Annotated in this window: 20 protein-coding genes; 3 read left to right on the forward strand and 17 right to left on the reverse strand. The window is 71.6% G+C overall.

What is annotated here, in order from left to right:
• Nucleotides 1–8: 8 nt before the first annotated feature.
• From ABZ562_RS19150 to ABZ562_RS19200, 11 genes are all read right to left on the reverse strand, one after another.
• A complete protein-coding gene (locus ABZ562_RS19150) occupies nt 9–581 on the reverse strand; it encodes a hypothetical protein (protein WP_361480650.1) in 573 nt (190 codons plus the stop codon).
• Nucleotides 582–613: 32 nt separating this feature from the next.
• A complete protein-coding gene (locus ABZ562_RS19155; protein ID WP_361480653.1) occupies nt 614–1,768 on the reverse strand; it encodes an ROK family glucokinase in 1,155 nt (384 codons plus the stop codon).
• A gap of 211 nt (nt 1,769–1,979) precedes the next feature.
• Nucleotides 1,980–2,765 (reverse strand): ATP-binding cassette domain-containing protein, encoded by a 786-nt coding sequence (locus ABZ562_RS19160; protein ID WP_361480656.1) that lies wholly within the window; start codon nt 2,763–2,765, stop codon nt 1,980–1,982.
• Nucleotides 2,762–3,814, reverse strand: coding sequence for an ABC transporter permease (locus ABZ562_RS19165; RefSeq protein WP_361480659.1), 1,053 nt, complete (start codon nt 3,812–3,814; stop codon nt 2,762–2,764). The genes ABZ562_RS19160 and ABZ562_RS19165 overlap by 4 nt, the downstream gene beginning before the upstream one ends.
• Nucleotides 3,811–4,794 (reverse strand): sugar ABC transporter substrate-binding protein, encoded by a 984-nt coding sequence (locus tag ABZ562_RS19170; RefSeq protein WP_361480662.1) that lies wholly within the window; start codon nt 4,792–4,794, stop codon nt 3,811–3,813. The genes ABZ562_RS19165 and ABZ562_RS19170 overlap by 4 nt, the downstream gene beginning before the upstream one ends.
• A gap of 167 nt (nt 4,795–4,961) precedes the next feature.
• The gene (locus ABZ562_RS19175) at nt 4,962–5,735 is read right to left on the reverse strand and encodes a GntR family transcriptional regulator (protein ID WP_361480665.1); all 774 of its coding nucleotides are present in this window, start codon (nt 5,733–5,735) and stop codon (nt 4,962–4,964) included.
• Between the two features lie 62 nt (nt 5,736–5,797).
• A complete protein-coding gene (locus tag ABZ562_RS19180) occupies nt 5,798–6,793 on the reverse strand; it encodes an ABC transporter ATP-binding protein (protein WP_361480668.1) in 996 nt (331 codons plus the stop codon).
• Nucleotides 6,790–7,815 (reverse strand): ABC transporter ATP-binding protein, encoded by a 1,026-nt coding sequence (locus ABZ562_RS19185; protein ID WP_361480671.1) that lies wholly within the window; start codon nt 7,813–7,815, stop codon nt 6,790–6,792. The genes ABZ562_RS19180 and ABZ562_RS19185 overlap by 4 nt, the downstream gene beginning before the upstream one ends.
• The gene (locus ABZ562_RS19190) at nt 7,812–8,693 is read right to left on the reverse strand and encodes an ABC transporter permease (protein WP_361480674.1); all 882 of its coding nucleotides are present in this window, start codon (nt 8,691–8,693) and stop codon (nt 7,812–7,814) included. Before ABZ562_RS19190 ends, ABZ562_RS19185 begins: the two co-directional genes overlap by 4 nt.
• On the reverse strand, nt 8,690–9,673 hold the full coding sequence (locus tag ABZ562_RS19195) for an ABC transporter permease (RefSeq protein WP_361480677.1): 984 nt from the start codon (nt 9,671–9,673) through the stop codon (nt 8,690–8,692). Before ABZ562_RS19195 ends, ABZ562_RS19190 begins: the two co-directional genes overlap by 4 nt.
• A gap of 17 nt (nt 9,674–9,690) precedes the next feature.
• Complete coding sequence (locus tag ABZ562_RS19200; protein ID WP_361480680.1) at nt 9,691–11,361, reverse strand: ABC transporter substrate-binding protein; 1,671 nt, start codon at nt 11,359–11,361, stop codon at nt 9,691–9,693.
• Between the two features lie 304 nt (nt 11,362–11,665).
• On the opposite strand from ABZ562_RS19200, the gene ABZ562_RS19205 reads away from it, so the two are divergent.
• Nucleotides 11,666–13,615 (forward strand): cellulase family glycosylhydrolase, encoded by a 1,950-nt coding sequence (locus tag ABZ562_RS19205; protein ID WP_361480683.1) that lies wholly within the window; start codon nt 11,666–11,668, stop codon nt 13,613–13,615.
• A gap of 21 nt (nt 13,616–13,636) precedes the next feature.
• On the opposite strand, the gene ABZ562_RS19210 is transcribed toward ABZ562_RS19205, so the two are convergent.
• The 6 genes from ABZ562_RS19210 to ABZ562_RS19235 all read right to left on the reverse strand — a co-directional run bounded on the left by ABZ562_RS19210 (nt 13,637) and on the right by ABZ562_RS19235 (nt 19,143).
• Nucleotides 13,637–14,923, reverse strand: coding sequence for a cytochrome P450 (locus tag ABZ562_RS19210; RefSeq protein ID WP_361480686.1), 1,287 nt, complete (start codon nt 14,921–14,923; stop codon nt 13,637–13,639).
• 172 nt (nt 14,924–15,095) lie between these two features.
• The gene (locus ABZ562_RS19215) at nt 15,096–15,590 is read right to left on the reverse strand and encodes a hypothetical protein (protein WP_361480689.1); all 495 of its coding nucleotides are present in this window, start codon (nt 15,588–15,590) and stop codon (nt 15,096–15,098) included.
• A gap of 92 nt (nt 15,591–15,682) precedes the next feature.
• On the reverse strand, nt 15,683–16,531 hold the full coding sequence (locus tag ABZ562_RS19220; RefSeq protein ID WP_361480692.1) for a transporter substrate-binding domain-containing protein: 849 nt from the start codon (nt 16,529–16,531) through the stop codon (nt 15,683–15,685).
• A gap of 124 nt (nt 16,532–16,655) precedes the next feature.
• Entirely contained in the window at nt 16,656–17,312 is a 657-nt protein-coding gene (locus tag ABZ562_RS19225) for a bifunctional 4-hydroxy-2-oxoglutarate aldolase/2-dehydro-3-deoxy-phosphogluconate aldolase (RefSeq protein WP_361480695.1), read from the reverse strand.
• Between the two features lie 211 nt (nt 17,313–17,523).
• Nucleotides 17,524–18,489: a sugar kinase gene (locus ABZ562_RS19230; RefSeq protein WP_361480698.1), complete on the reverse strand. Its 966-nt coding sequence runs from the start codon at nt 18,487–18,489 to the stop codon at nt 17,524–17,526.
• 228 nt (nt 18,490–18,717) lie between these two features.
• Nucleotides 18,718–19,143: a ribonuclease gene (locus ABZ562_RS19235; protein WP_361480701.1), complete on the reverse strand. Its 426-nt coding sequence runs from the start codon at nt 19,141–19,143 to the stop codon at nt 18,718–18,720.
• 167 nt (nt 19,144–19,310) lie between these two features.
• Here ABZ562_RS19235 and ABZ562_RS19240 point away from each other — a divergent pair, with 167 nt between their 5' ends.
• Nucleotides 19,311–19,967, forward strand: a complete 657-nt coding sequence (locus ABZ562_RS19240) for an XRE family transcriptional regulator (RefSeq protein WP_361480704.1) — start codon at nt 19,311–19,313, stop codon at nt 19,965–19,967.
• A complete protein-coding gene (locus tag ABZ562_RS19245) occupies nt 19,964–20,140 on the forward strand; it encodes a DUF6126 family protein (RefSeq protein ID WP_361480707.1) in 177 nt (58 codons plus the stop codon). Before ABZ562_RS19240 ends, ABZ562_RS19245 begins: the two co-directional genes overlap by 4 nt.
• The last annotated feature ends 32 nt before the right edge of the window (nt 20,141–20,172 follow it).

Raw genomic sequence — 20,172 nt, forward strand, 5'->3', positions numbered from 1 at the left:
AGCGGTCCCTACGGCGTAATGGTGGAGACCACGTAGACCTTCGGATGGGCCGGGTTGTCGTTCCTGACCGTGATTCTCAGCTTGGGCTGCGGATCCTTCTGCTTGATCACCATTCCGGACCAGTCGTGACCGGCGGCTCCGACCTGCCAGCCGACCTTCTTCGCCTGCTCGCGCGTGATGGTCACCGCGTCCTTCTCCAGCGCGGAGCGACGGGTGCCGAGCTTGGCCAGGAAGCCGTCGAGTCCGTCGCGGGAGGTGACGAACTGCACGTACAGCGAGCTGACCTTCCAGGAGTTGGTCTCGTACGAGGCGACCTTGCGCGAGTGCTGCGGGATCGGCACGTCGTAGATGCGCCGCTGCACCCGGGACGGATAGCCGGCGGAGAGGCCCTTGGCCTTGGCGGCCTCCGCCTTCTCCTCGCCGCCGTCGCGGCTCTGCATGGCGGAGATCATCAGATAGCCGGCCGGGATCGCGATCAGCAGGAAGACGATCACGGCCTTGAGCCAGCGGCGCAGCGGACGGCCACCGCCGGACCCGCCGGACGCACCGGTCGTGCCGGACCCGCCGGGTCGTTCGGTCACGGGGGTACCTCCGGGGCGCTGCTCGGCGGCGGTCACTCGCGGCCTGCCTGACCGCGCGGCGCCAGCCGCAGCGGGGAGGAGGACCCGGCGCGCTCGTACCGCTCGACCCGGCGGCGGGTGGCGCGGCGGAAGCGGCGGGCGACGAGCCGGGCGAGGTCGGCGGCGCCGACCATCCCCGCCTCGGGCCCCAGCTGGGCCTTGACGATACGGGCCTCCGGCCGGTAGCCGCGCCCGGTCAGGGTGCGCCGGAAGGCGTCCCGGGCCGGGACGATCAGCAGGTCGTCGGCGGCGCTGACGCCGCCCCCGATCACGAAGCAGGAGGGGTCGAGGGCGGCGGCGAGGTTGGCGATGCCGACCCCGAGCCACTGGCCGATGTCCTGGAGGAGTTCGATGCACATGGCATCGCCGTCCCGGGCCAGCTCGGTGATCAGCGGCCCGGTGATCTCGTGGATGTTGCCGCCGACCCGGTCGGTGATCCCGTACGCCACCGGCGACTCGGCGGCGGCCAGCTCACGGGCCTCCCGGACCAGCGCGTTGCCGGAGCTGTACTGCTCCCAGCAGCCCCGGTTGCCGCAGGGGCAACGGTGTCCGGCGGGCACGACCTGCATATGGCCGAACTCGCCGGCGACCCCGTATTTGCCGCGCTTGACCTGGCCGTCCTCCAGGATCGCGCCGCCGATCCCGGTGCCCAGCGTGATCATGACGAGATGGTCCTCGCCGCGTCCGGCGCCGAACCGCCACTCGGCCCACGCGGCCGCGTTCGCGTCGTTGTCGACCATGACCGGCACGGCGAGCCGCTCGGCGAGCCGGTCGCGCAGCGGCTCGTTGCGCCAGGACAGGTGCGGCGCGAACAGGACCCGGTTGCGGTCCGCGTCCACCCAGCCCGCCGCCCCGATGCCGACGGCGTGCACATCGTGCCGGTCGGACAGGTCCAGGACGAGTTCGGTGATGGTGTCCTCGACGACCTTGGGGCTCTTGGACTTGTCGGGCGTCTCGGTGCGCTTGCTCTCCAGGATGTTGCCGTCGGCGTCGACGACCCCGGCCATCACCTTCGTGCCGCCGATGTCGATGCCGACCGTGGGGACCCGGGGCGCGCTCAGGTGCGAGCGGCGCTCACGCGTGCCGACGGTCCGCAGCACGGTGGCCCGGGCCGAGCCCCGGTGCACTCTTTCGCGGTAGATGCTCATCGGCCGGCCCCTTCACCGGTGCGGGAGGTGCGGTCGCTGCGGGTGCGTGCTCGCAAGAGTTCGTCGTCCCTGCGGGTGTCTCGGGAGGCCGGGGCCTCGGCGTGCGGTGGTCATGACGCGGGTGGCGCGCCGTGCGATGCGGGTGGGGCCCGCCGTGCGATTGTGCCTCAACCGCCCCTCGCGGTGCATGGTGAGCCGGGCCCGGCCGCCCTCAGCGAGCCAGCTCGTGGGTGAGCTGTTCCAGCTCGCTGCCGCCCGCCATCTGGCGGGTCAGGTCGTCCAGGGCGATCTCGTCCTTGGCGTGGCTGCCCGCCATCGCGCCGCGCTTGAGGAGGACGAAGCGGTCGCCGACCAGGTAGGCGTGGTGCGGGTTGTGCGTGATGAGGACCACGCCGAGCCCGGCGTCGCGCGCGGCGGCGACGTACTTGAGCACCACCCCGGACTGCTTGACGCCCAGCGCCGCCGTCGGCTCGTCGAGGACGAGGACCTTGGCGCCGAAGTGGACGGCGCGGGCGATCGCCACGCACTGGCGCTGTCCGCCGGAGAGGGTGCCGATGGGCTGGTCGACGTCGCGCAGGTCGATGCCCATGCGCAGCAGCTCGCGGTGGGTGGTCTCGCGCATGGCGGGCACGTCGAGGCGGCTGAAGGGGCCGCGGCCCTTGCGGATCTCGGAGCCGAGGAAGAAGTTCCGCCACACCGGCATCAGCGGGACGACGGCGAGGTCCTGGTAGACCGTGGCGATGCCGCGGTCCAGGGCCTCGCGCGGCGAGCCGAGCCGGGTCTCCTCCCCCTCGACGGCGAAGGTGCCCTCGTCGTGCTGGTGCAGCCCGGCGACGATCTTGATGAGGGTGGACTTGCCCGCGCCGTTGTCGCCGAGGACGCAGGTGATCCGCCCGGCGTGGACGTCGAGCGAGACGTCCTCCAGGGCCTTGACGTTGCCGTAGTACTTGCCGATGCCGCGCAGCGCGATCAACGGCACGTCCGGTGTGGTGCTCATGCGCTTGCCTCCGCCCGCTTGCGGACCCACCAGTTGAGCAGCGTGGCGAGCAGCAGCATCGCCCCGAGGAAGAACTTGAACCAGTCCGCGCCCCACTGCGCGTACACGATGCCCTTGTTGGTCATGCCGAAGATGAACGCGCCGACGGCGGCGCCGACCGCCGAGCCGTAGCCGCCGGTCAGCAGGCAGCCGCCGATGACGGCCGCGATGATGTACAGCAGCTCGTTGCCGACGCCCTCGCCGGACTGCACGGTGTCGTACTTGAACAGCAGGTGCTGGCCGGAGATCCAGGCCGCCAGGGCGACCCCCATATAGAGCCCGATCTTGGTGCGGTCCACGGGCACGCCGACCGCGCGGGCCGCCTCCTTGGCGCCGCCCACCGCGAAGATCCAGTTCCCGGCGCGGGTGCGCAGCAGGATCCAGGTGGCGAGCGCGATCAGGGCGAACCACCACACCACGGTGATCTGCAGCTCCACGTCGCCGATCGTCAGCTGGGAGGCGAAGACCTGGCGGGCGGAGGGGAAGCCCTCCATGTCGGCGATGCTCTTGGTGGAGACGGTCTCGCTGATCAGCTTGGTGAAGCCGAGGTTGCAGCCCTGGAGGATCAGGAAGGTGCCGAGCGTGATGATGAAGCTCGGCAGGTTGGTGCGCACCAGCAGATAGCCGTTGAAGAAGCCGATGGCGAGGGTGACCAGCAGGGACACCCCGGCGCCGACCCAGACGTTCGCCGTCATCTGGTACGAGAACATCGACGAGATCAGCGCGGAGGAGGTGACCAGGACGCCGGTCGACAGGTCGAACTCGCCGCCGATCATCAGCAGCGCGACCGGCACCGCCATGATCCCGATGGTGGACGAGGCGTACAGCACGGTGCTGAAGCTGGACCACTGGAGGAAGGCGTCGGCGGCGATCGAGAAGAAGACGAAGACGGCGGCGGCGCCGACGACCGCGCCCAGCTCCGGGCGGCCCGCCAGGCGGCGCAGCAGCGGGGTCCGCGCCACCGGGCGCGCGTCGGTCTCGTCCTTCGGCGGCAGCGTGTCCGCGCTCATCGGGTGCCCCGCTTCGTGAACGCGGCCAGCTTCTTGGCGTCGTCCTTGGTGACGATCTGCGGGCCGGTGAGGACCGGCCGGCCGCCACCGAGCACGTCGGCGTTGTAGCGCTGGAGCCAGAGCAGGTCCACGGCCTCGTAGCCCTGGAGATACGGCTGCTGGTCGACGGCGAAGCCCAGCGTGCCGTCCTGCAGCCCGGCCGCGACCTTCGCGTTGAGGTCGAAGGTGTCGATCTCCGCCTTGCTGCCCGCCTGGTCGGCGGCCTGGGCGGCGGTGTCGGCGAACGGCGCGCCGAGGGTGAGGACCGTGTCGATGCCGTGGTCGGACTGGAGCTTGGCCTCGATGGAGGACTGCACGTCGGGCATGTTGGTGCCCTCGACGTAGACCTTCTCCAGCTTTCCGTCGAAGGTCTTGGCCGCGCCGTCGCAGCGCTGCTCATGGCCCACGTTGCCCTGCTCGTGCAGGACGCACAGGGCCTTCTTGCGGCCGCGCTTGTTCAGCTCGTCGCCGACGGCCTCGCCCGCGATGGTCTCGTCCTGGCCGACGTGGGTGAGCGCGCCGAACTTCTTGGACTCCGCGGAGCCGGAGTTGACCGTGATGACCGGTATTCCGGCCTTTTCGGCGCGCTTGACGACGGCCTTCATGGCGTCGGGCTTGGCGAGGGTGACGATCAGGCCGTCGACCTTCTGGTCGATGAACGTCTGGACCAGCTGGGCCTGTTCCTTGCCCTCCTTGTTGTGGGCGTAGAGGAACTTCACGTTGTCCTTGACGGCGGCCTGCTCGGCGCCGTTCTGCACGATGTCCCAGAAGGTGTCGCCGTCGCCGGAGTGGGTGACCATGGCGAAGGTCATCCGTGGGGTGTTGACCGCGGCGTGCCCCGAGGCCGCCTGCGCGGCCCGCTTCTCGGCCCGCAGCCCGCCGGTACTGCTGCATCCGGCCAGGGCCGCGCCCAGCAGTGTCGCCAGCACGGCGGCGGTCATCGCGCGTGCCCCTGTCCCAACTCTGGCCACGAAGAGCCTCGTCCCTCTCGTCCCGTTTCATGTCCGTGGCCGGGAGCGACATGATCGGCCCCGGCCGCCGCCAAGTATCCGTTACCGGGCGCGGCCGGGGTGGTGGGGGGCTCGCCGCTTCGCCGGGGCTCGCGGGATCAGGGGCGTACGAGCAGCTGGAACTCGAACGCGTAGCGCGAGGCGCGATAGGTGTGCGAGCCGAACTCGACGGCCCGGCCCGTGTCGTCGAAGGTCGTCCGCTCCATGGTCAGCAGCGGCGCCCCCTCGGGCTCGCCGAGCTGCTTCCCCTCGTCGGCGGTGGCCGCGCGGGCGCCGACCGCCTGGCGGGCGCTGTGCAGGGTGATGCCCGCGGCGCGCATCAGCCGGTAGAGGCCGGTGTCCTCCAGCTCCGCGCTGTCCAGCTTGAGCAGCCCGGCCGGGAGCCGGTTGGACAGGTGCGCCATGGGCTCGCCGTGCGCCAGCCGCAGCCGCTCGATCAGCACCACCTCGGTGCCCTCCGCGATGCCGAGCGCGGCGGCGACCTCGGCGGTGGCGGGCTCGGTGGTGTTCAGCAGCACCCGGGTGGCGGGGCGCTGGCCCGCGGCCTCCAGGTCGTCGTAGAGGCTGCTCAGCTCCAGGGGGCGCTTGACCTGGCTGTGCACCACCTGGGTGCCCACGCCGCGGCGCCGCACCAGCAGGCCCTTGTCGACCAGCGACTGGATGGCCTGGCGGACGGTGGGGCGGGACAGCCCGAGCCGCCCGGCCAGCTCGATCTCGTTGCCGAGCAGGCTCCCCGGTGCCAGCCGTCCCTTTTCGATCGCCGACTCCAGCTGCTGGGACAGCTGGAAGTAGAGCGGGACCGGGCTGCTGCGGTCGACGCTGAACTGGAGCGCATCCGCCCCGCCGGAGGAGTCTTCTTCCTGCTTTGCCACGGGGCGAGCGTAGCCGGATGAACAGATGACGGGAAGTCGTGAAGTTCGGTTGTCCGGACAAACTACGCAGAGGAGTCGACAACGCTGTCGTTCGTGCCTGTCCGTAACCAGCAGAGCGACCGGTGGCCCGGTCCCACCTCCGTCTCGGGCGGCCGCCGCGTACAGGCGTCCATGGCGTACGGGCAGCGCGGCCGGAACCGGCAGCCGTCCCCCACCACCACCTCCCGCCGCTCCGCGTCCCGCCGCGCCCGCGCCGCCAGCCGCTCCGCGCGGGCCGCCCGTGCCCGCTCACGGCCCGCGGCCGAGCTGGGCGCGGCGTCGGCCAGCGCCTGGGTGTAGGGGTGGCGGGGCGCGAGGATCACCTCGTCGCTGGGGCCGCGCTCGACGATCTCCCCCCGGTACATGACCATCACCTCGGAGGCGAAGTGCCGGGCGGTGGCCAGATCGTGCGTGACGTACAGCAGGGCGAGCCCGCGCTCGTCCTTCAGCCGGTCCAGCAGCCCCAGGATCTCCAGCCGGATCGACACGTCCAGCATCGACACCGGCTCGTCGGCCAGCAGCACCTTCGGCCCCGGCGCCAGCGCGCGGGCGATCGCGACGCGCTGCCGCTGCCCGCCGGACAGCTCGTGGGGGCGCTTGTGCGCCATGTCCGCGGCGGGGGTGAGGTTCACCGACCGCAGCAGCTCCCGCGCCTGTTCCTCGGCGTCCGCCCCGCGCCGCGCCCGGCCGCCCGCCACCAGCGGGCGGGTGAGGTGGTGGCCCACGGTGTGCGCGGGGTTGAGGGAGGCGAACGGGTCCTGGAACACCATCTGCACGGCCCGCCGGTAGTCCTTGCCCCGGGTCCGCCGCGCCCCGCCCAGCCGCACCTCCCCGGCGGTCGGCGTCACCAGCCGCGACAGGGCGCGGACGACGGTCGACTTGCCGCTCCCTGACTCGCCCACGAGCGCGAGCGTCCGCCCGGCGTGCAGCGCGAACGACACCCGGTCCACGGCCCGGAACGGCGCCCGGCCGCGCTGCGGGAAGTCGACGGTGAGGCCGGTTGCCTCCAGTGCGGTCACGGCTGCCGCCCTTCCGGTCGAGGGATCCGCGGACTCGTCGGCGCCACCGTGTGCAGGTGGCAGGCGGCCGAGGTGCCCGGGGCGAGGGGGAGAAGGGGAGGTGTCGTCGTGGCGCAGGGGTCGAAGGCGTGCTCGCAGCGGGCGGCGAAGGGGCAGCCGGGCAGGGGCTCGCGCAGGTCCGGCGGGGAGCCGGGGATGCCGCGCAGGGCGCGGCGTTCGCCCGCGAGGTCGGGGAAGGAGCGCAGCAGGCCCTGGGTGTAGGGGTGGGCGGGGTCGGCGGCGATGCGCTCCGCGGGGCCGTACTCGACGATCGAGCCCGCGTACATCACGGCCAGCCGGTCGCTGATCTCCAGCAGCAGCGACAGGTCGTGGGTGATGAAGACGACGCTGAAGCCCAGTTCGTCGCGGAGCCGCTGCACCTCGTCCAGGATCTCGCGCTGGACGACGACGTCGAGCGCGGTGGTCGGCTCGTCCATGATGACGATCTCCGGTTCGAGCGCGAGCGCCATGGCGATGACGACGCGCTGCCGCATGCCGCCGGACAGCTCGTGCGGATACGCCCGCACCCGGGCCGGGTCGATGCCGACCATGTCCAGGAGGGCGCGGGCGCGCTCGTACCGCTCGGGGCCGCGCATGCGGGGGCGGTGGGCGCGGAAGATGTCGTCGAACTGCTTGCCGACGGTGGTCACCGGGTTGAGGGCGTTCATGGCGCTCTGGAAGACCACCGACAGCCGGGACCAGCGGAAGGCCCGCAGCGCCTCCCCCTGGAGCGCGAGCAGATCCGTCTCCGTGCCCGTGCGGTCGCGGTGCACCACCCGCCCCTCGGTGAGCCGCGCCGGCGGACCCAGCATGCGGGCGACGGCGTACGCGAGGGTCGACTTGCCGCAGCCGGACTCGCCCGCGATGCCGAGGAGTTCGCCGCGCCGCAGCTCGAAGCCGGCGTCGCGGACGGCGCGGGTGGGGCGGTCGCCCTCGTACGTCACGCTGATGTGCTCGGCGCGCAGCACCACGTCGTCCGTCATCGTCCCGCCTTTCGCAACCGCAGCCGCGGGTTCAGGACCTCGTCCAGGCCGAAGCTGATCAGGGACAGGGCCGTGCCGAGGGCGGCGATGCACAGCCCGGGCGGGATGAACCACCACCAGGCCCCGCTGGTGAGGGCTTCCGCGTTCTGGGCGAAGTAGAGCATCGTGCCCCAGGTGAGGTGGGACGGGTCGGCGAGGCCGAGGAAGGCCAGACCGGCCTGGGTGAGGATCGCGAAGATCACCGCGAAGATGAACTGGGAGACGATGATGGCCAGTTCGTTGGGAAGGATCTCCACCAGCACGATCCGCCACCGCTTCTCCCCGTACACCCGCGCCGCCAGCACGTAGTCGCGGCTGCGCAGCGACAGCGTCTGGGCGCGCAGCACCCGGGCGGAGGCGGCCCAGCTGGTGAGGGCGATGACGAGGATGGTGGACCAGGGGCCGCCGCCCTTGACGTACGCGGAGACGACGATGACCAGCGGCAGCCCGGGGATGACCAGGAAGACGTTGCTGATCAGGGACAGCACCTCGTCCGCGAGCCCGCCGAGGAAGCCCCCGCCGATCCCGACGACGACGGAGACGACGGTCGCGATGAGGGCGGAGGCGACGCCGATCACGAGCGTGCCGCGGGCGGAGACCACCAGCTGGGCGAAGACGTCCTGCCCGGTCTGGGTGGTGCCGAGCCAGTGCGCCCCGGAGGGGGCCTGGCCCAGGTCGGTGGTGAAGGCGTTCGGGTCGTGGATCAGCCACGGGCCGAGGAGCGCGGTGAGGACGAAGGCGGCGAGCAGGGCGAGGCCGGTGGCGAAGCGGCGGGAGCGCAGCGCGGGCCGAAGCCAGCCGCGGCCGCCCGCGCGCGGGGTGGTCACAGGGGGCGTCATCGGGCCTGCCTGGTGCGGGGGTCGACGAAGCCGTACACCAGGTCCACCAGGAAGTTGGCGGCGAGGACGCCGAAGGTGATGACGAGGAAGACGGCCTGCATGAGCGGGTAGTCGGTGTTCTGGACGGCCTGGAGCAGGGTGAAGCCCATGCCGGGGTAGGAGAAGACGATCTCCATCACGAGCGAGCCGCTGACGATGAAGCCGAGCGAGATGGCGAACCCGGCGACCGAGGGCAGCACGGCGTTGCGGGCCGCGTAGCCGACCATGATCGTGCGCGGCGGAAGCCCTTTGGCCTCGGCGGCGACCACGTAGTCCTCGGCCAGGGTGGAGACCATCATGTTGCGCATGCCGAGCATCCAGCCGCCGACCGAACTGATCACGATGGTGGCGGCGGGCAGCACGGCGTGTTCGGCGGCGGAGGTCAGGAAGGCCCCGCTGAGGCCGATGTCCAGCGTCTCGTCGTAGCCGCCGCCCAGCGGCAGCACGCCCCACACCTGGCCGAAGAGGTACAGGAGCAGCAGCGCGAGCCAGAAGTAGGGGATCGCGGCGAGGAAGGTGGTGGAGGGGACGAGGGAGTCGAACCAGCTGCCGCGCCGCCACCCGGCCAGGGTGCCGAGGGTGAGGCCGAGGGCGACGCTGAGGAGGGTGGCGGCGCCGACCAGGACGAGGGTCCAGGGCACGGCGTCGCCGACGACCTCGGTGACCGGGCTCGGGAAGTAGGTGACGGAGAGCCCGAAGTCGAGGTGGGCCAGCGCGCGCAGATAGTCGCCGTACTGGACGAGGAGATTGCCGTGGCCGAGGCCCAGCATGGCGGCCAGGGCCTCTTCCTGGCCGGGTTCGACGGGCCCGGACTGGGCCTGGCGGGCGAGCATCAGCTGCACCGGGTCGCCGGGGATGAGGCGCGGGAGGAAGAAGTTGACGGTGACCGCCATCCAGGCGGCGATGGCGTAGAAGCCGAGCTTGCGCAGGAGGTAGCGCACGCGTCCCGCCCCCGCCGCTACTTGCCCGCGGCCGGTTTGATGCGGGCGGCGACCCAGCCGCCGTCGGGGTCGAGCCAGATGGAGGGCGCGGCGTACAGATCGTCCTCGGTGGGATAGCCGGTGACCCGGTTGCCGTTGAATTCCTGCTCGTTCTGCGCGGAGAAGAGCGGGATCAGCGGCATGTCCCTGATGAATTCCCGCTGGATCGTGTAGTACCAGGGCTTCTGTTTCGCCAGGTCGGTGGTTTCGCCGATCTTGTCGAGGGCGTGGTCGATCGTGGCGTTGGCGTAGCGGCCGAAATTGCCGACGTTGGTGGTCTCACCGATCTTCGGCGGGATGGAGCTGTCCAGCATCTGGGCGTAGTAGGCGCGCGGGTCGGGGGTGTATCCGGCGTTGTCCAGCAGCATCTGGAACTGGCCGCGGGCGCGGTTGTTGGACCACTGGCTGTACGACTCGGCCTTGACGACGAGGTCGATACCGGCCTTCTTCAGCTGGTCCTTCGCCATCTGGGCGACGCTGACGTAGTCCGTCCAGCCGGAGACGAGTTCGACCGACACGGACAGCTTCTTTCCGTTCTTCCGCCACATGCCGTCCGACCCCCGGGTGTAGCCGGAGTCGGTGAGATAGCCGTCGACCTTGTCCTGCCCGGTCTCCACCGTGGCGTCCTTCAGTGACGGGTCCAGGACGGACTGGTAGTTGGGGAGCAGCAGCGCCATGGGGTTGGCGGCGGGCGCCTGGCCGTCGTACACGCTTTTGTTCATGAAGTCGCGGTCGAGGGCGGCGCTGATCGCCTTGCGGACCCTGACGTCGGCGGTGGGGCCGCGCTGGGCGTTGGGCACGAAGGACGTGGTGGCCAGCGGAATGTTGACCAGGTCGAACTTCTTGTTCTTCGCGAGGTAGTTCTTCTTGATGTCGGGAATGAAGCCGCCCGCCCAGTCGATCTGCCCGGAGGTGACCGCGGCGTTGGCGGCGTTGTTCCCGGTGAAGGCGCGATACCGCATGATCTTGAAGTGCGGAAGACCCTTGATGTAGTAGTCCTTGCGGGCGACGAGATCGAGCGTCGTGCCCTTGACGGATTTCACCTTCCAGGGGCCGGTGCCCACCGGATTGGGGTTGAGCGTGGTCGCCTTCTCCTTGGCGGAGAGCCCGGACCAGATGTGCCGGGGCAGCATCTTTATCTTGCCCAGGAGGAAGTATTCCTTGGTGTAGGCGGACTTGGTGAAGGTGACGACCACGGTGTGCTTGCCCTCGGCGGTCGCGGAGGCCACCGGGAGGGCGTACATGTTGAGCGCCTTGTTGTCCTTCGTCATCCGGAAGGTGTAGGCGACGTCCTCGGCGGTGAAGGGCTTTCCGTCGTTCCAGGTGACGTTCGTCCGTAACTGGATGCGGATGGATTTCCCGCCGTCCGCCCAGGTGTACTTGGTGGCCAGCCAGGGGTCGACCTCGCCGGTTCTCGCCGCGTTGAAGTGGAACAGCGGCTCGTAGATCATTCCGTTGGTCGCCTGGAGCGGCTGCGGCGCGTACGGATTGAAGTTGCGGACGAAGTTTCCGCCGGCCCCGGAGGACACGGTCAGCACCCCGCCGGCACCGCCTCCGCCACTGCCGCCACCGCCACAGGCGGCCAGCGTGCCGGAGAGCGCGAATGCGGCCGCCGCGGCGATCGCGCGGCGCGGACGGCCCGTGCTCATCAACGTCATGGTGTCCCCCTCGGTATGCCCGCGCACCCCCGGCGCCGTGAAATTAAGGGGCTCCGTCAGAGGGTGTCAATAGAGCCGGCAGCGCCTTTCGGCTGAACCGGCTTAGTGGCGCCCGTGTCGAATCCGTCGAATACCCAGGTCCGGCCGTACAGAGCCGCGTTGGGGTGATCTAGACGGCGGGATCGGCCCTCGTACGACCCTCGTCGGAGCCGTTGACTCTAAACCGGTTTAGCCCTTCACTGCTTGAGTAGCGCGGCACTGCCCGCTTCCCCATCGGCCAAGGGAGAGTCCGTCGATGCAGCGCCCCTCCGCCCGGCTCACCGTCCACGACCGCCCCGTCACCTGGCTCGGCGCCAACTTCTGGTCCAGGACCGGCGGCCCGCTGATGTGGCGGAGTTACGACGGCGAGGTGATCGACGCCGAGCTGCGGGTGCTGCGGGACCACGGGCTGACCATGACCCGCTCGTTCTTCTACTGGCCCGACTTCCATCCCGAGCCCGACCGGCTCGACGAAGACATGTGCGCGCGCTTCGCCGACTTCCTCGACCGGCACCGGGCCCTCGGCATGACCACCGTCCCCACCTTCCTGGTCGGCCATATGTCCGGCGAGAACTGGGACCCGTCCTGGCGCGGCGAGCGCGACCTGTACGGCGACGTCTGGCTGGTCGCCCGGCAGGCGTGGTTCGCCCGCGAGACCGTGCGCCGCTTCGCCGCGCATCCGGCCGTCGCCGGGTGGCTGGTCTCCAACGAGATGCCGATCTACGGGCGCGAGCCCGGCACCGCCGCCCCGCCCGCGCCCCGCGAGACCGTCGCCGCCTGGGCCCAGCTCGTCGTGGACGCGGTCCGCGCCGGGGGCGGCACCCAGCCCGTCTCGCTCGGCGACGGCGCCTGGGGGCTGGAGAACTCCGGCTACGACAACGGCTTCCGGGTCCGCGACACCGCCGGCCTGTGCGACTTCCTCGGCCCGCACGTCTACCGCATGGAGGACGACCCGGTGCGCCAGCACTACGCGGCGGCCTGGGTGTGCGAGCTGACGGGCACGTATCGACGGCCCGTGATCCTGGAGGAGTTCGGCGTCAGCTCCGACTTCGCCTCAGGCCCGGGCGCGGCCCGCTACTACCGGCAGACCCTGCACAACAGCCTGCTGGCCGGGGCCACCGGCTGGATCGCCTGGAACAACAGCGACTACGACGGGCTGCGCGGCCAGGACCCGTACCGCCATCACGCCTTCGAGATGCACTTCGGCCTGACCACGTCGGAGGGCGCCCCCAAACCGCAGCTCCTCGAACTGAAGGAGTTCGCCCGGGTCCTGGAGGAGGTGGACTTCGCCCGCTGCCACCGCGGCCCCACCGATGCCGCCCTCCTCGTCTCCTCCTACCTCGACACGCTCTACCCCTTCACCCGCGCCGAGGACCGGGGCTACGTCCAGCAGACCTGCCGTCAGGCCTGGGTCGCCGCCCGCCTCGCGGACACCCCGGCGGCGGTGGTGCGCGAAAGCGACGGCCCGCTGCCCGCCGGTGTACGGCTGTGGCTCGTCCCCTCCACCAAGCAGCTGCTCTCCCCCACCTGGTACGAGCTGGAGCGGCGGGCCCGCGAGGGCGCGACCGTCTACGTCTCGTACTCCCCCGGCGCCCACGACGAGCAGCGCGGCCCTTGGTACGCCCATCTGAACCAGCTCTTCGGCGTCCGCCACCAGCTGGAGTACGGACTGCTCGACCCCATCGAGGACGACGAGGTCACCCTCACCCTCACCCGCCCCTTCGGCACCCTCCCCGAGGGGGCCGGGCTCACCTTCCGCGCCGCGGGCGCCCGGGCGTTCCTCCCCGTCGAACCCGACGGCGCCGAGGTCCTGGCCGTCGACGGCCGCGGCCGCCCGGCGCTGCTGCTGCGCGCGGTGGGCGAGGGCTCCGTCGTCTTCTGCGTCTACCCGGTCGAGCACATGGCCGCGGTCACCCCGCGCGTCAACCCCGAGGCCACCGCCACCCTGTACGACGCGCTCGCCGCCCACGCCGGAGTCCACCGCCCGGTCACCGTCGGCGATCCGCGCGTCGCGGTCGACCGCCTCGACCACGAGGACGGCCGCACCTTCGTCTGGCTGGTCAGCCAGGCCGCCGAGGAGCTGACCGTCAAACCGGCCGTCACCGGCGGCGCGCCCCTGCGGGACCTGACCGGCGGCCCGGCCGACACCGTCACCCTGCCGCCGTACGGGGTGCGGGTGCTGCGGCTGGGCACGGCTCAGGACTAGCCACCCCGTTCACCGGCCCTTTCAGCGGCCGCCCCGGGGCGCCGGGCTGAAGGCCACGGGCAGCGCGGACAGTCCGCGCACCCAGGCCGAGGGCCGCCAGAGCAGCGTGTCGCGCGGTACGGCGAGACGCACGTCCGGCAGCCGGTCCAGGAGCACTTCCACGGCGGTCTTCGCGATCGTCTCGGCGATCTCCTGGGCCGGGTGCGGGCAGCGGTGCTCGCCGTGGCCGAAGGAGAGGAAGGCGTTGTTGCCCTCGGTGAAGGCCTGGGTGTCCGGACGGACCAGAGGATCGGTGTTCGCGCCGTGGAAGCCGAGGATCAGCAGATCGCCCTTGCGGATGTACTTCCCCGCCAGCGTGGTGTCCCGGGTGGCCCAGCGGGCGGCGAGGTTGGCGACCGGGGTGTCCTCCCACAGCACCTCGTTCATCGCCTGCCCGACGCTGTGCCGGCCGCCGGAGAGCGAGAGCGCGAACCGCTCGTCGGTGAGCAGCAGCCGCAGGGTGTTGCCGATCCAGTCGGCCGTCGGCTGATGACCGGCCGTCATGATGACGATCAGGTCCTGGGCGACGAGTTCGTCCGGGTACCCCCGGTACGCGGCGACCAGCCGGGACGCCACGTCCGGCGCGGGCGCCGTCCGCTTCGCCGACGCCAGCTGACGCATCACCATGTAGACGTGCTGGTAGGCCTCGAAGGGGTTTCCCGTGCCGTCGACCGCGTCGTTCATCGCCTGCACGAGCGCGGGGCCCTCGGCGTCGGGGATGCCGTAGATACGGGCGAGGACCAGCTCCGGCAGCAGCCGGGCGTAGTCGGCGATCAGCTCCGCCTCGCCCTGGTGGCAGAACTCGTCCACCAGCCCGTCGGCGATGTGCTCGGCATGGCGGCGCAGTTCGTACGGGTCCACTGCGTCAAGCGCTTCCGCGATGGCCTCGGCGCGCCGCTGGTGGTCCTCGCCGGTCGCGTACACCACGGACGTCTGATCGCGGCTGATCATGGGTGCGAGCGGCCAGTTCTCGGGGATGTTGGCCCACTGGTTCCACTGGTTCGCGTCCCGGGTGAACAGCTCGTCGTCGCTGGTGACCTGGTGCAGTTCGCGGTAGCCGAGCACCAGCCAGCCGGGTATGTCCCCGTCGAGCAGCACCGGGGCCACCGGCCCGTGCTCGCCCCGCATCTCCCCGTACACCCCGAAGGGGTTGGTCTGGAAGCCGGGCCCGCTCAGCGACCGCGCGCCCTGATGGGCGGGGCAGCCGGGCGGCGGAGTCGCGGAGGTGGCCGCCGCGTTCTCGGAGGGCGATGCGGAGCTGGCTGTCATCGATCGGGGTCCTTGTGCACGAGCGGACATAAGCCAGGCCAGAATAGATTGCATAAGCCACTCATGTGCCCGGACCGCCACGATTCTTCCAGGCCGTGCCCGCCGGCCGGACACGGGAAGCCCCGGCGCGAGACGAAGCGCGCCGGGGTTCCCGCACGAAACGGGTGCCCGGTTACTGAGGCGGGTCGGGCAGCTGGGTGAACGTGCACGTCCCGATCGGCCGGGTGTTGGGGCAGCGGCCCTCCCACACCTCTTGCGACCGGGTCAGCACGGTGACGAACACCGGGCCGCCTTGGACATCGTCGGTGTTGGACGCCAGCGTGGCTTCGAGAACGTCGCGGGGGCCGCCCACGGCCACCCATCCGCCGACCGGGGTACCCGGATTCGTCGACTCGTCGACCGACAGGACGTAGACATGACCGTTGCACACGGTCGAGATGTACTTCGCGCCCACTCCGGCCGCAATGACACCTTCGTTACCCGCGGAGTCGACGTCGGTGCAGCCCTTCGGCTTCTCGTGCCCTTCTCGCCCGTCGTGCCCGGTGCGGACGGACTGCGTCGTGGTGTCGGGCTCGGGCTGCGGCTCGGTCGCCGCCGCGCTGGTTCCGATGGCCGTCGCGAGGGCCGCGACGGTCATGGCTATGGCAAGCTTTCGCTTCTGCCTCATTCGATTCGCTCCTCTAGGGAGAAAGCGGTTCGTAACCTGGCGAGGGAGGCTTACCCGGAAAAATATGATTTCGGTCGGACGGGCTCACGTTTTCACTCAACTGGGCGCCCCAGCCACTCGTCCGCGTACTTCCGGTACGTCCCGTCGTGCGTCGCCAGGTGTACCCACTGGTCGACGTAATTCTTGAACTGCGCGTCGGCGCGGGGCAGGGCGTACGCCTTCTCCGAGAACGAGAACGGCTTGTCCGGGTGGACCGCGCACAGTTCGGGGTGGAGCTTCGACTGGTAACGCGTCTCGCTGGCGTCCGTCATCATCACATCGGCGCGGCCGTCGATGATCTCGTCGAAGATCGTGGTGTTGTCGGGGTGGACGGTGAGGGTGGCCCGCTTGATGTGGGCGCGGGCGAACTCCTCGTTGGTGCCGCCCGGGTTGACCACCACGCGGACACCCGGCCGGTCGATGTCCTCCAGCGTCTGGTACTTCTTCTCGTCCTCGCAGCGCACGATCGGCGTCTTGCCGTCGGTGAGATACGGCTCGCTGAAGGCCGCCTTACGGGCCCGGGCCAGCGTCACCGACACCCCGCCCATGCCGATGTCGCAGCGCCCCGCGGCGAGGTCGTCGACCAGCTTCGCCCAGGTCGTGGCGACGAACTCCGGCTTGGCGTCGAGGCTCTTGGCCAGGTCGCCCGCCATCGCGATGTCGATCCCGGTGTAGGCGCCGGTCTTGGCGTCGCGATGGCTGAACGGCCGGTAGTCGCCCGTGGTGCACACGCGCAGCACCCCGCGCCGGGGCACCCGGTCCAGCGCGGTGCCCTGCCCCGCGGCGGAGCCGGCCGCGGAGCAGGCGGTGGGCCGGGCCGCCGTGGCGTCGGCCAGGGCCGACCCCGTGGCGGTGGCGGCGAGCACGGCGGCGACGGTGGCGAGCGTGGCGGCGCGTCTCATGGGGACTCCTCGGCAGCGGCATGATCACGGCGCGCTCAGAGTGGCAGAAGACCGCGTCCGGGTGAACCCGTCGACCACCTGCTGGGATCCGCCGAGCGGGACGGCCCGCCGGGCCGAGCCGCCGTCAGTACCGCTCCGGGCCGGGGTCGTCCAGCGGCGGGCCGACCTCGGCGAGGCGGGCCAGCAGCTCGGAGGCGCGCTTGGCCACGGTGTCCCGGTCGCCCTCGGACAGCGCCGAGCCCATCCCGCAGGCGACCGCCCCGGCGGCGATCCAGTCCGGCGCGTCGGCCACGGTCACCCCGCCGGTCGGCACGAAGGCGGCCTGCGGCAGGGCGGCCCGTACGTCCTTGACCCAGCGCGGCCCGTACGCCGCGGCGGGGAACAGCTTCAGCGCGTCCGCGCCCAGCTCCATCGCGCGCACCGCCTCGGTGGGGGTGGAGACGCCGGGGAAGACCGGCAGTCCGTAGCGGTGGCCGGTGCGGATGACCTCGGGGTCCAGGCTCGGGGAGACGAGGAAGCGGGCGCCCGCGTCGACGGCCATCCGGGCCGACGCGCCGTCGAGCACCGTGCCCGCGCCGATCACCGCGTCGTCGCCGACCTCCCGGATCAGGGTGGTGACCGCCTCCAGCGCGAAGGGCGTGGTCAGCGAGATCTCCAGGCTGGCGATGCCCGCGGAGAGCAGGCTGTCCGCCGTCGCCGTGGCGTGGTCGTAGGTGTCGCTGCGGACGATGGCGAGGACCCGCTGCGCGAGCGCGGCCCGGGTGATCTCCCAGCGGTACACGGCAGTCGCCGCCTTTCCTCTCCTAGGGTCTACTGCCTGATCGTGCCGCACCCGTGTGCCTCCGGGATATGCGGCGGTGTGCGGTGCGGGGTGGGTGCGGTGCGGTGCTGTCGTTGATGGTCTTGCCTCGTTCCGAACCGGACGCGCGCGCCGGGCCGTCAGGCCCGGCACGTGGGTCCCGTTCCAGCGGTCCCGTTTCAGCGGGTCCGTTTCAGCGGTGGACCCCGTCGCCGCCGTTGACCAGCTCGGCGAGCGCCCGGTCCCGCGCGAGCGCGGACGGCAGCCCGTCCGTGTCGGAGGCGGCCTGGACGACCAGGGCGGCCACGCACGCGGCCTCGGCCAGCGCCCGGGGCTCGGAGAGCCCGCGCAGCCTCGCCGACAGGTACCCCGCGGCGAAGCCGTCACCCGCGCCGATCGGGTCGACCAGCGGGACCGCGTGCGGCGCCTGCTGCCAGCGGCCGTCCGAGGTGATGACGGTGGCGGAGTGGTCGGCGCGCTTGATCACGACCTCCTGGGTGCCGCCCTCCAGCAGCTCCCGCGCGGCCTCGTCGGCCGGCTGCGCGGTGAGCAGCTCCAGCTCGTCCTCCCCCGCCAGGACGAGGTCCGCCTCGCGCAGCAGCGGCCCCGCCGTCTGCGCCCACTGGGCGGCGCCGCCCAGCTTGCTCCGGACGTTGGGGTCGAACGACACCTTCGCCCCGGCCTCCCGGGCCAGCTCCACCAGGCGGCGGCTGGCGGCCGCGGCGGTCGGCGAGAGCATCGGCGTGATCCCGGATATGTGCAGCAGCCGGGCGCCGTCCAGCGCGTCCGGGCTGATCTCGTCGGGGGTGAGCCGGGACGCGGCCGATCCCATGCGGTAGTACTGCACGTCGATCGCGCGGTGCGGATGGCTGTCGCGCAGCAGCAGCCCGGTGGGCGCCTGCTCGTCCACGACGGCCTGCGAGACGTCGACCCCGTCGGCGCGCAGCTCGCGCAGCACCGCCTCGCCCGCCGGGTCCGCGCCGACCCGGCCGAGCCAGCGCACCGCGTGGCCGAGCCGGGCCAGCCCGGCGGCCACATTGGACTCGGCACCCGCCACGGAGCGGCGGAAGTGCACGGCCCTGTCGAGCGGGATTCCCGGCTCTGCGAGCAGCAGCAGCATCGCCTCGCCGCACGTGACCACTTCCGGACCGTTCGCCACCGCTGCCTCCCCGCGCGTCCACTTCTACCGGAACGGTATCGGCAACCACCGACAAACGGCGGGGCGGGGGGCGGAGATCGTTCGCGAAGAGACCGATATCTCGTCCGTACCGGCGCGTCGGCACAGCACAACGGCCGCTGCCCGGGTGGGGCGGCGGCCGCTGTGCGTGGGGGGTGGCGGGTCTCGCGGTGGCCGCCCGCAGACCGGGGCGGCGGTGGTGACGGCTGTTCAGCAGCCGCGGTCCACCAGGTCGAACGACTCGTAGTGGTCCGCGGTGTAGTAGTCCTCGTCCGTCTTTTTCCCGGTGACGATGCGGCGGGCACCGCGGTCGTCGGAGCCGGGGGTGATGACGGTGTACTCGTGGTAATAGCCGGAGGACTGGGCCGGAAGGATGCCCTCGCGGTTCTGGAAGACCGTGCCGTCCTGCGGGAACGGGTACGGGCCTCCCTTCTCGATCAGGCCGAGGGTGTCATGGGCCTGGGACGGCAGCTTCGAGTAACAGATGTCGCCGACGTCCGCGAGGGCCCGGGCCGACACGACGGTCGCGGGCGCGGCCGGGGTCGCGGTGGCCGTGACGGCCGTACCGCCGATGACCAGCGACGCGGCGAGGGCGCCGAGGGCGCCGATGCGGGCAATCCGTGGGGGGATTTTCATGGCATCTAGCATGACGCGCGTAGACCATGGCATGTCAATGCCAAGTCACGGGAGTTTTCGCCGAGTTCACACGATGCGGGTGAAGCCCGAGGGGGCGTGACCGGGGTGTTATTTGCCTCTGAGGCAAGGTTTTTGCCTAGGAGGCGAAGGCCTCGTATACCGGATACATGAACCCGTTCCCCGAGGGGGACTCCGCCGAGCCGCCCGCCCGACCCTCCGGCGAGCTGCCCACCGTCGCTCCCCGCCTGCGGGACCTGCGGCGCGGCAGCGGTCTGACCCTGGAGGCGGCGGCGCACCGCGTCGGACTCTCCCCCGCGCATCTGTCCCGGCTGGAGACGGGCCGCCGCCAGCCGTCGCTGCCCATGCTGCTGACCCTGGCCCGCACCTACGGAACAACGGTATCCGACCTCCTCGGCGAGGTGCCGCCGAGCCAGGACCCCATCGTCCGCGCCGACCGGATGGAGGCTCAGGAGGCGGGCGGCTGGACCTACTGGCCGGCCGGCGGCTCCGGCCGGGCGATGCAGGCCCTGCGGCTGCACGTACCGGAGGGCTCGGGCGCCCAGGACCAACTCGTGCGCGTCCACCCGGGCGAGGAGTGGCTGTACGTCATCAGCGGGCGGCTCCGGCTGACCCTCGGCGACGCCGTCCATCTGCTCGACCCCGGCGACGCGGCCCACTTCGACTCGCTCACCCCGCACCGCATCGCCGCCGCCTCCCTGGGCGGAACGGATCTGCTCTTCGTCCACACCCTGCTGCAGAGCGGGGCCGCCGAGCTGTGCCTCGGCGACGCCGCCCGCCGCGGAGGAAGGCCCGGAATGCCATGAACGACCGCCCGACCCCGAAGCCCGACCCGGCCACCGGCGCGCCCCCGAGGACGACGCGGGAGCAGGACCGGGCGCCCATCCCGGTCGCCGTCCGGGTCTTCATCTACGTCATCGGCGTGCATGTCTTCGCCGGCTTCCTCTACCTGCTGTTCTACCTGGGCGCCTCCAAGTAGTCCGCCGACCCGCCGGAGGGGTCCGGGCGCAG

The sequence above is a fragment of the Streptomyces sp. NPDC019937 genome (assembly GCF_040631655.1).
Classification (GTDB): domain Bacteria; phylum Actinomycetota; class Actinomycetes; order Streptomycetales; family Streptomycetaceae; genus Streptomyces.

Bases quoted from the DNA above. Each gene is read 5' to 3' on its own strand.
- ABZ562_RS19210 (WP_361480686.1), bottom strand. From the start codon at position 14,923: ATGACAGCCAGCTCCGCATCGCCCTCCGAGAACGCGGCGGCCACCTCC.
- ABZ562_RS19205 (WP_361480683.1), top strand. From the start codon at position 11,666: ATGCAGCGCCCCTCCGCCCGGCTCACCGTCCACGACCGCCCCGTCACC.
- ABZ562_RS19165 (WP_361480659.1), bottom strand. From the start codon at position 3,814: ATGAGCGCGGACACGCTGCCGCCGAAGGACGAGACCGACGCGCGCCCG.
- ABZ562_RS19240 (WP_361480704.1), top strand. From the start codon at position 19,311: ATGAACCCGTTCCCCGAGGGGGACTCCGCCGAGCCGCCCGCCCGACCC.
- ABZ562_RS19155 (WP_361480653.1), bottom strand. From the start codon at position 1,768: ATGAGCATCTACCGCGAAAGAGTGCACCGGGGCTCGGCCCGGGCCACC.
- ABZ562_RS19200 (WP_361480680.1), bottom strand. From the start codon at position 11,361: ATGAGCACGGGCCGTCCGCGCCGCGCGATCGCCGCGGCGGCCGCATTC.
- ABZ562_RS19170 (WP_361480662.1), bottom strand. From the start codon at position 4,794: ATGACCGCCGCCGTGCTGGCGACACTGCTGGGCGCGGCCCTGGCCGGA.
- ABZ562_RS19160 (WP_361480656.1), bottom strand. From the start codon at position 2,765: ATGAGCACCACACCGGACGTGCCGTTGATCGCGCTGCGCGGCATCGGC.
- ABZ562_RS19215 (WP_361480689.1), bottom strand. From the start codon at position 15,590: ATGAGGCAGAAGCGAAAGCTTGCCATAGCCATGACCGTCGCGGCCCTC.
- ABZ562_RS19220 (WP_361480692.1), bottom strand. From the start codon at position 16,531: ATGAGACGCGCCGCCACGCTCGCCACCGTCGCCGCCGTGCTCGCCGCC.
- ABZ562_RS19235 (WP_361480701.1), bottom strand. From the start codon at position 19,143: ATGAAAATCCCCCCACGGATTGCCCGCATCGGCGCCCTCGGCGCCCTC.
- ABZ562_RS19185 (WP_361480671.1), bottom strand. From the start codon at position 7,815: ATGACGGACGACGTGGTGCTGCGCGCCGAGCACATCAGCGTGACGTAC.
- ABZ562_RS19245 (WP_361480707.1), top strand. From the start codon at position 19,964: ATGAACGACCGCCCGACCCCGAAGCCCGACCCGGCCACCGGCGCGCCC.
- ABZ562_RS19190 (WP_361480674.1), bottom strand. From the start codon at position 8,693: ATGACGCCCCCTGTGACCACCCCGCGCGCGGGCGGCCGCGGCTGGCTT.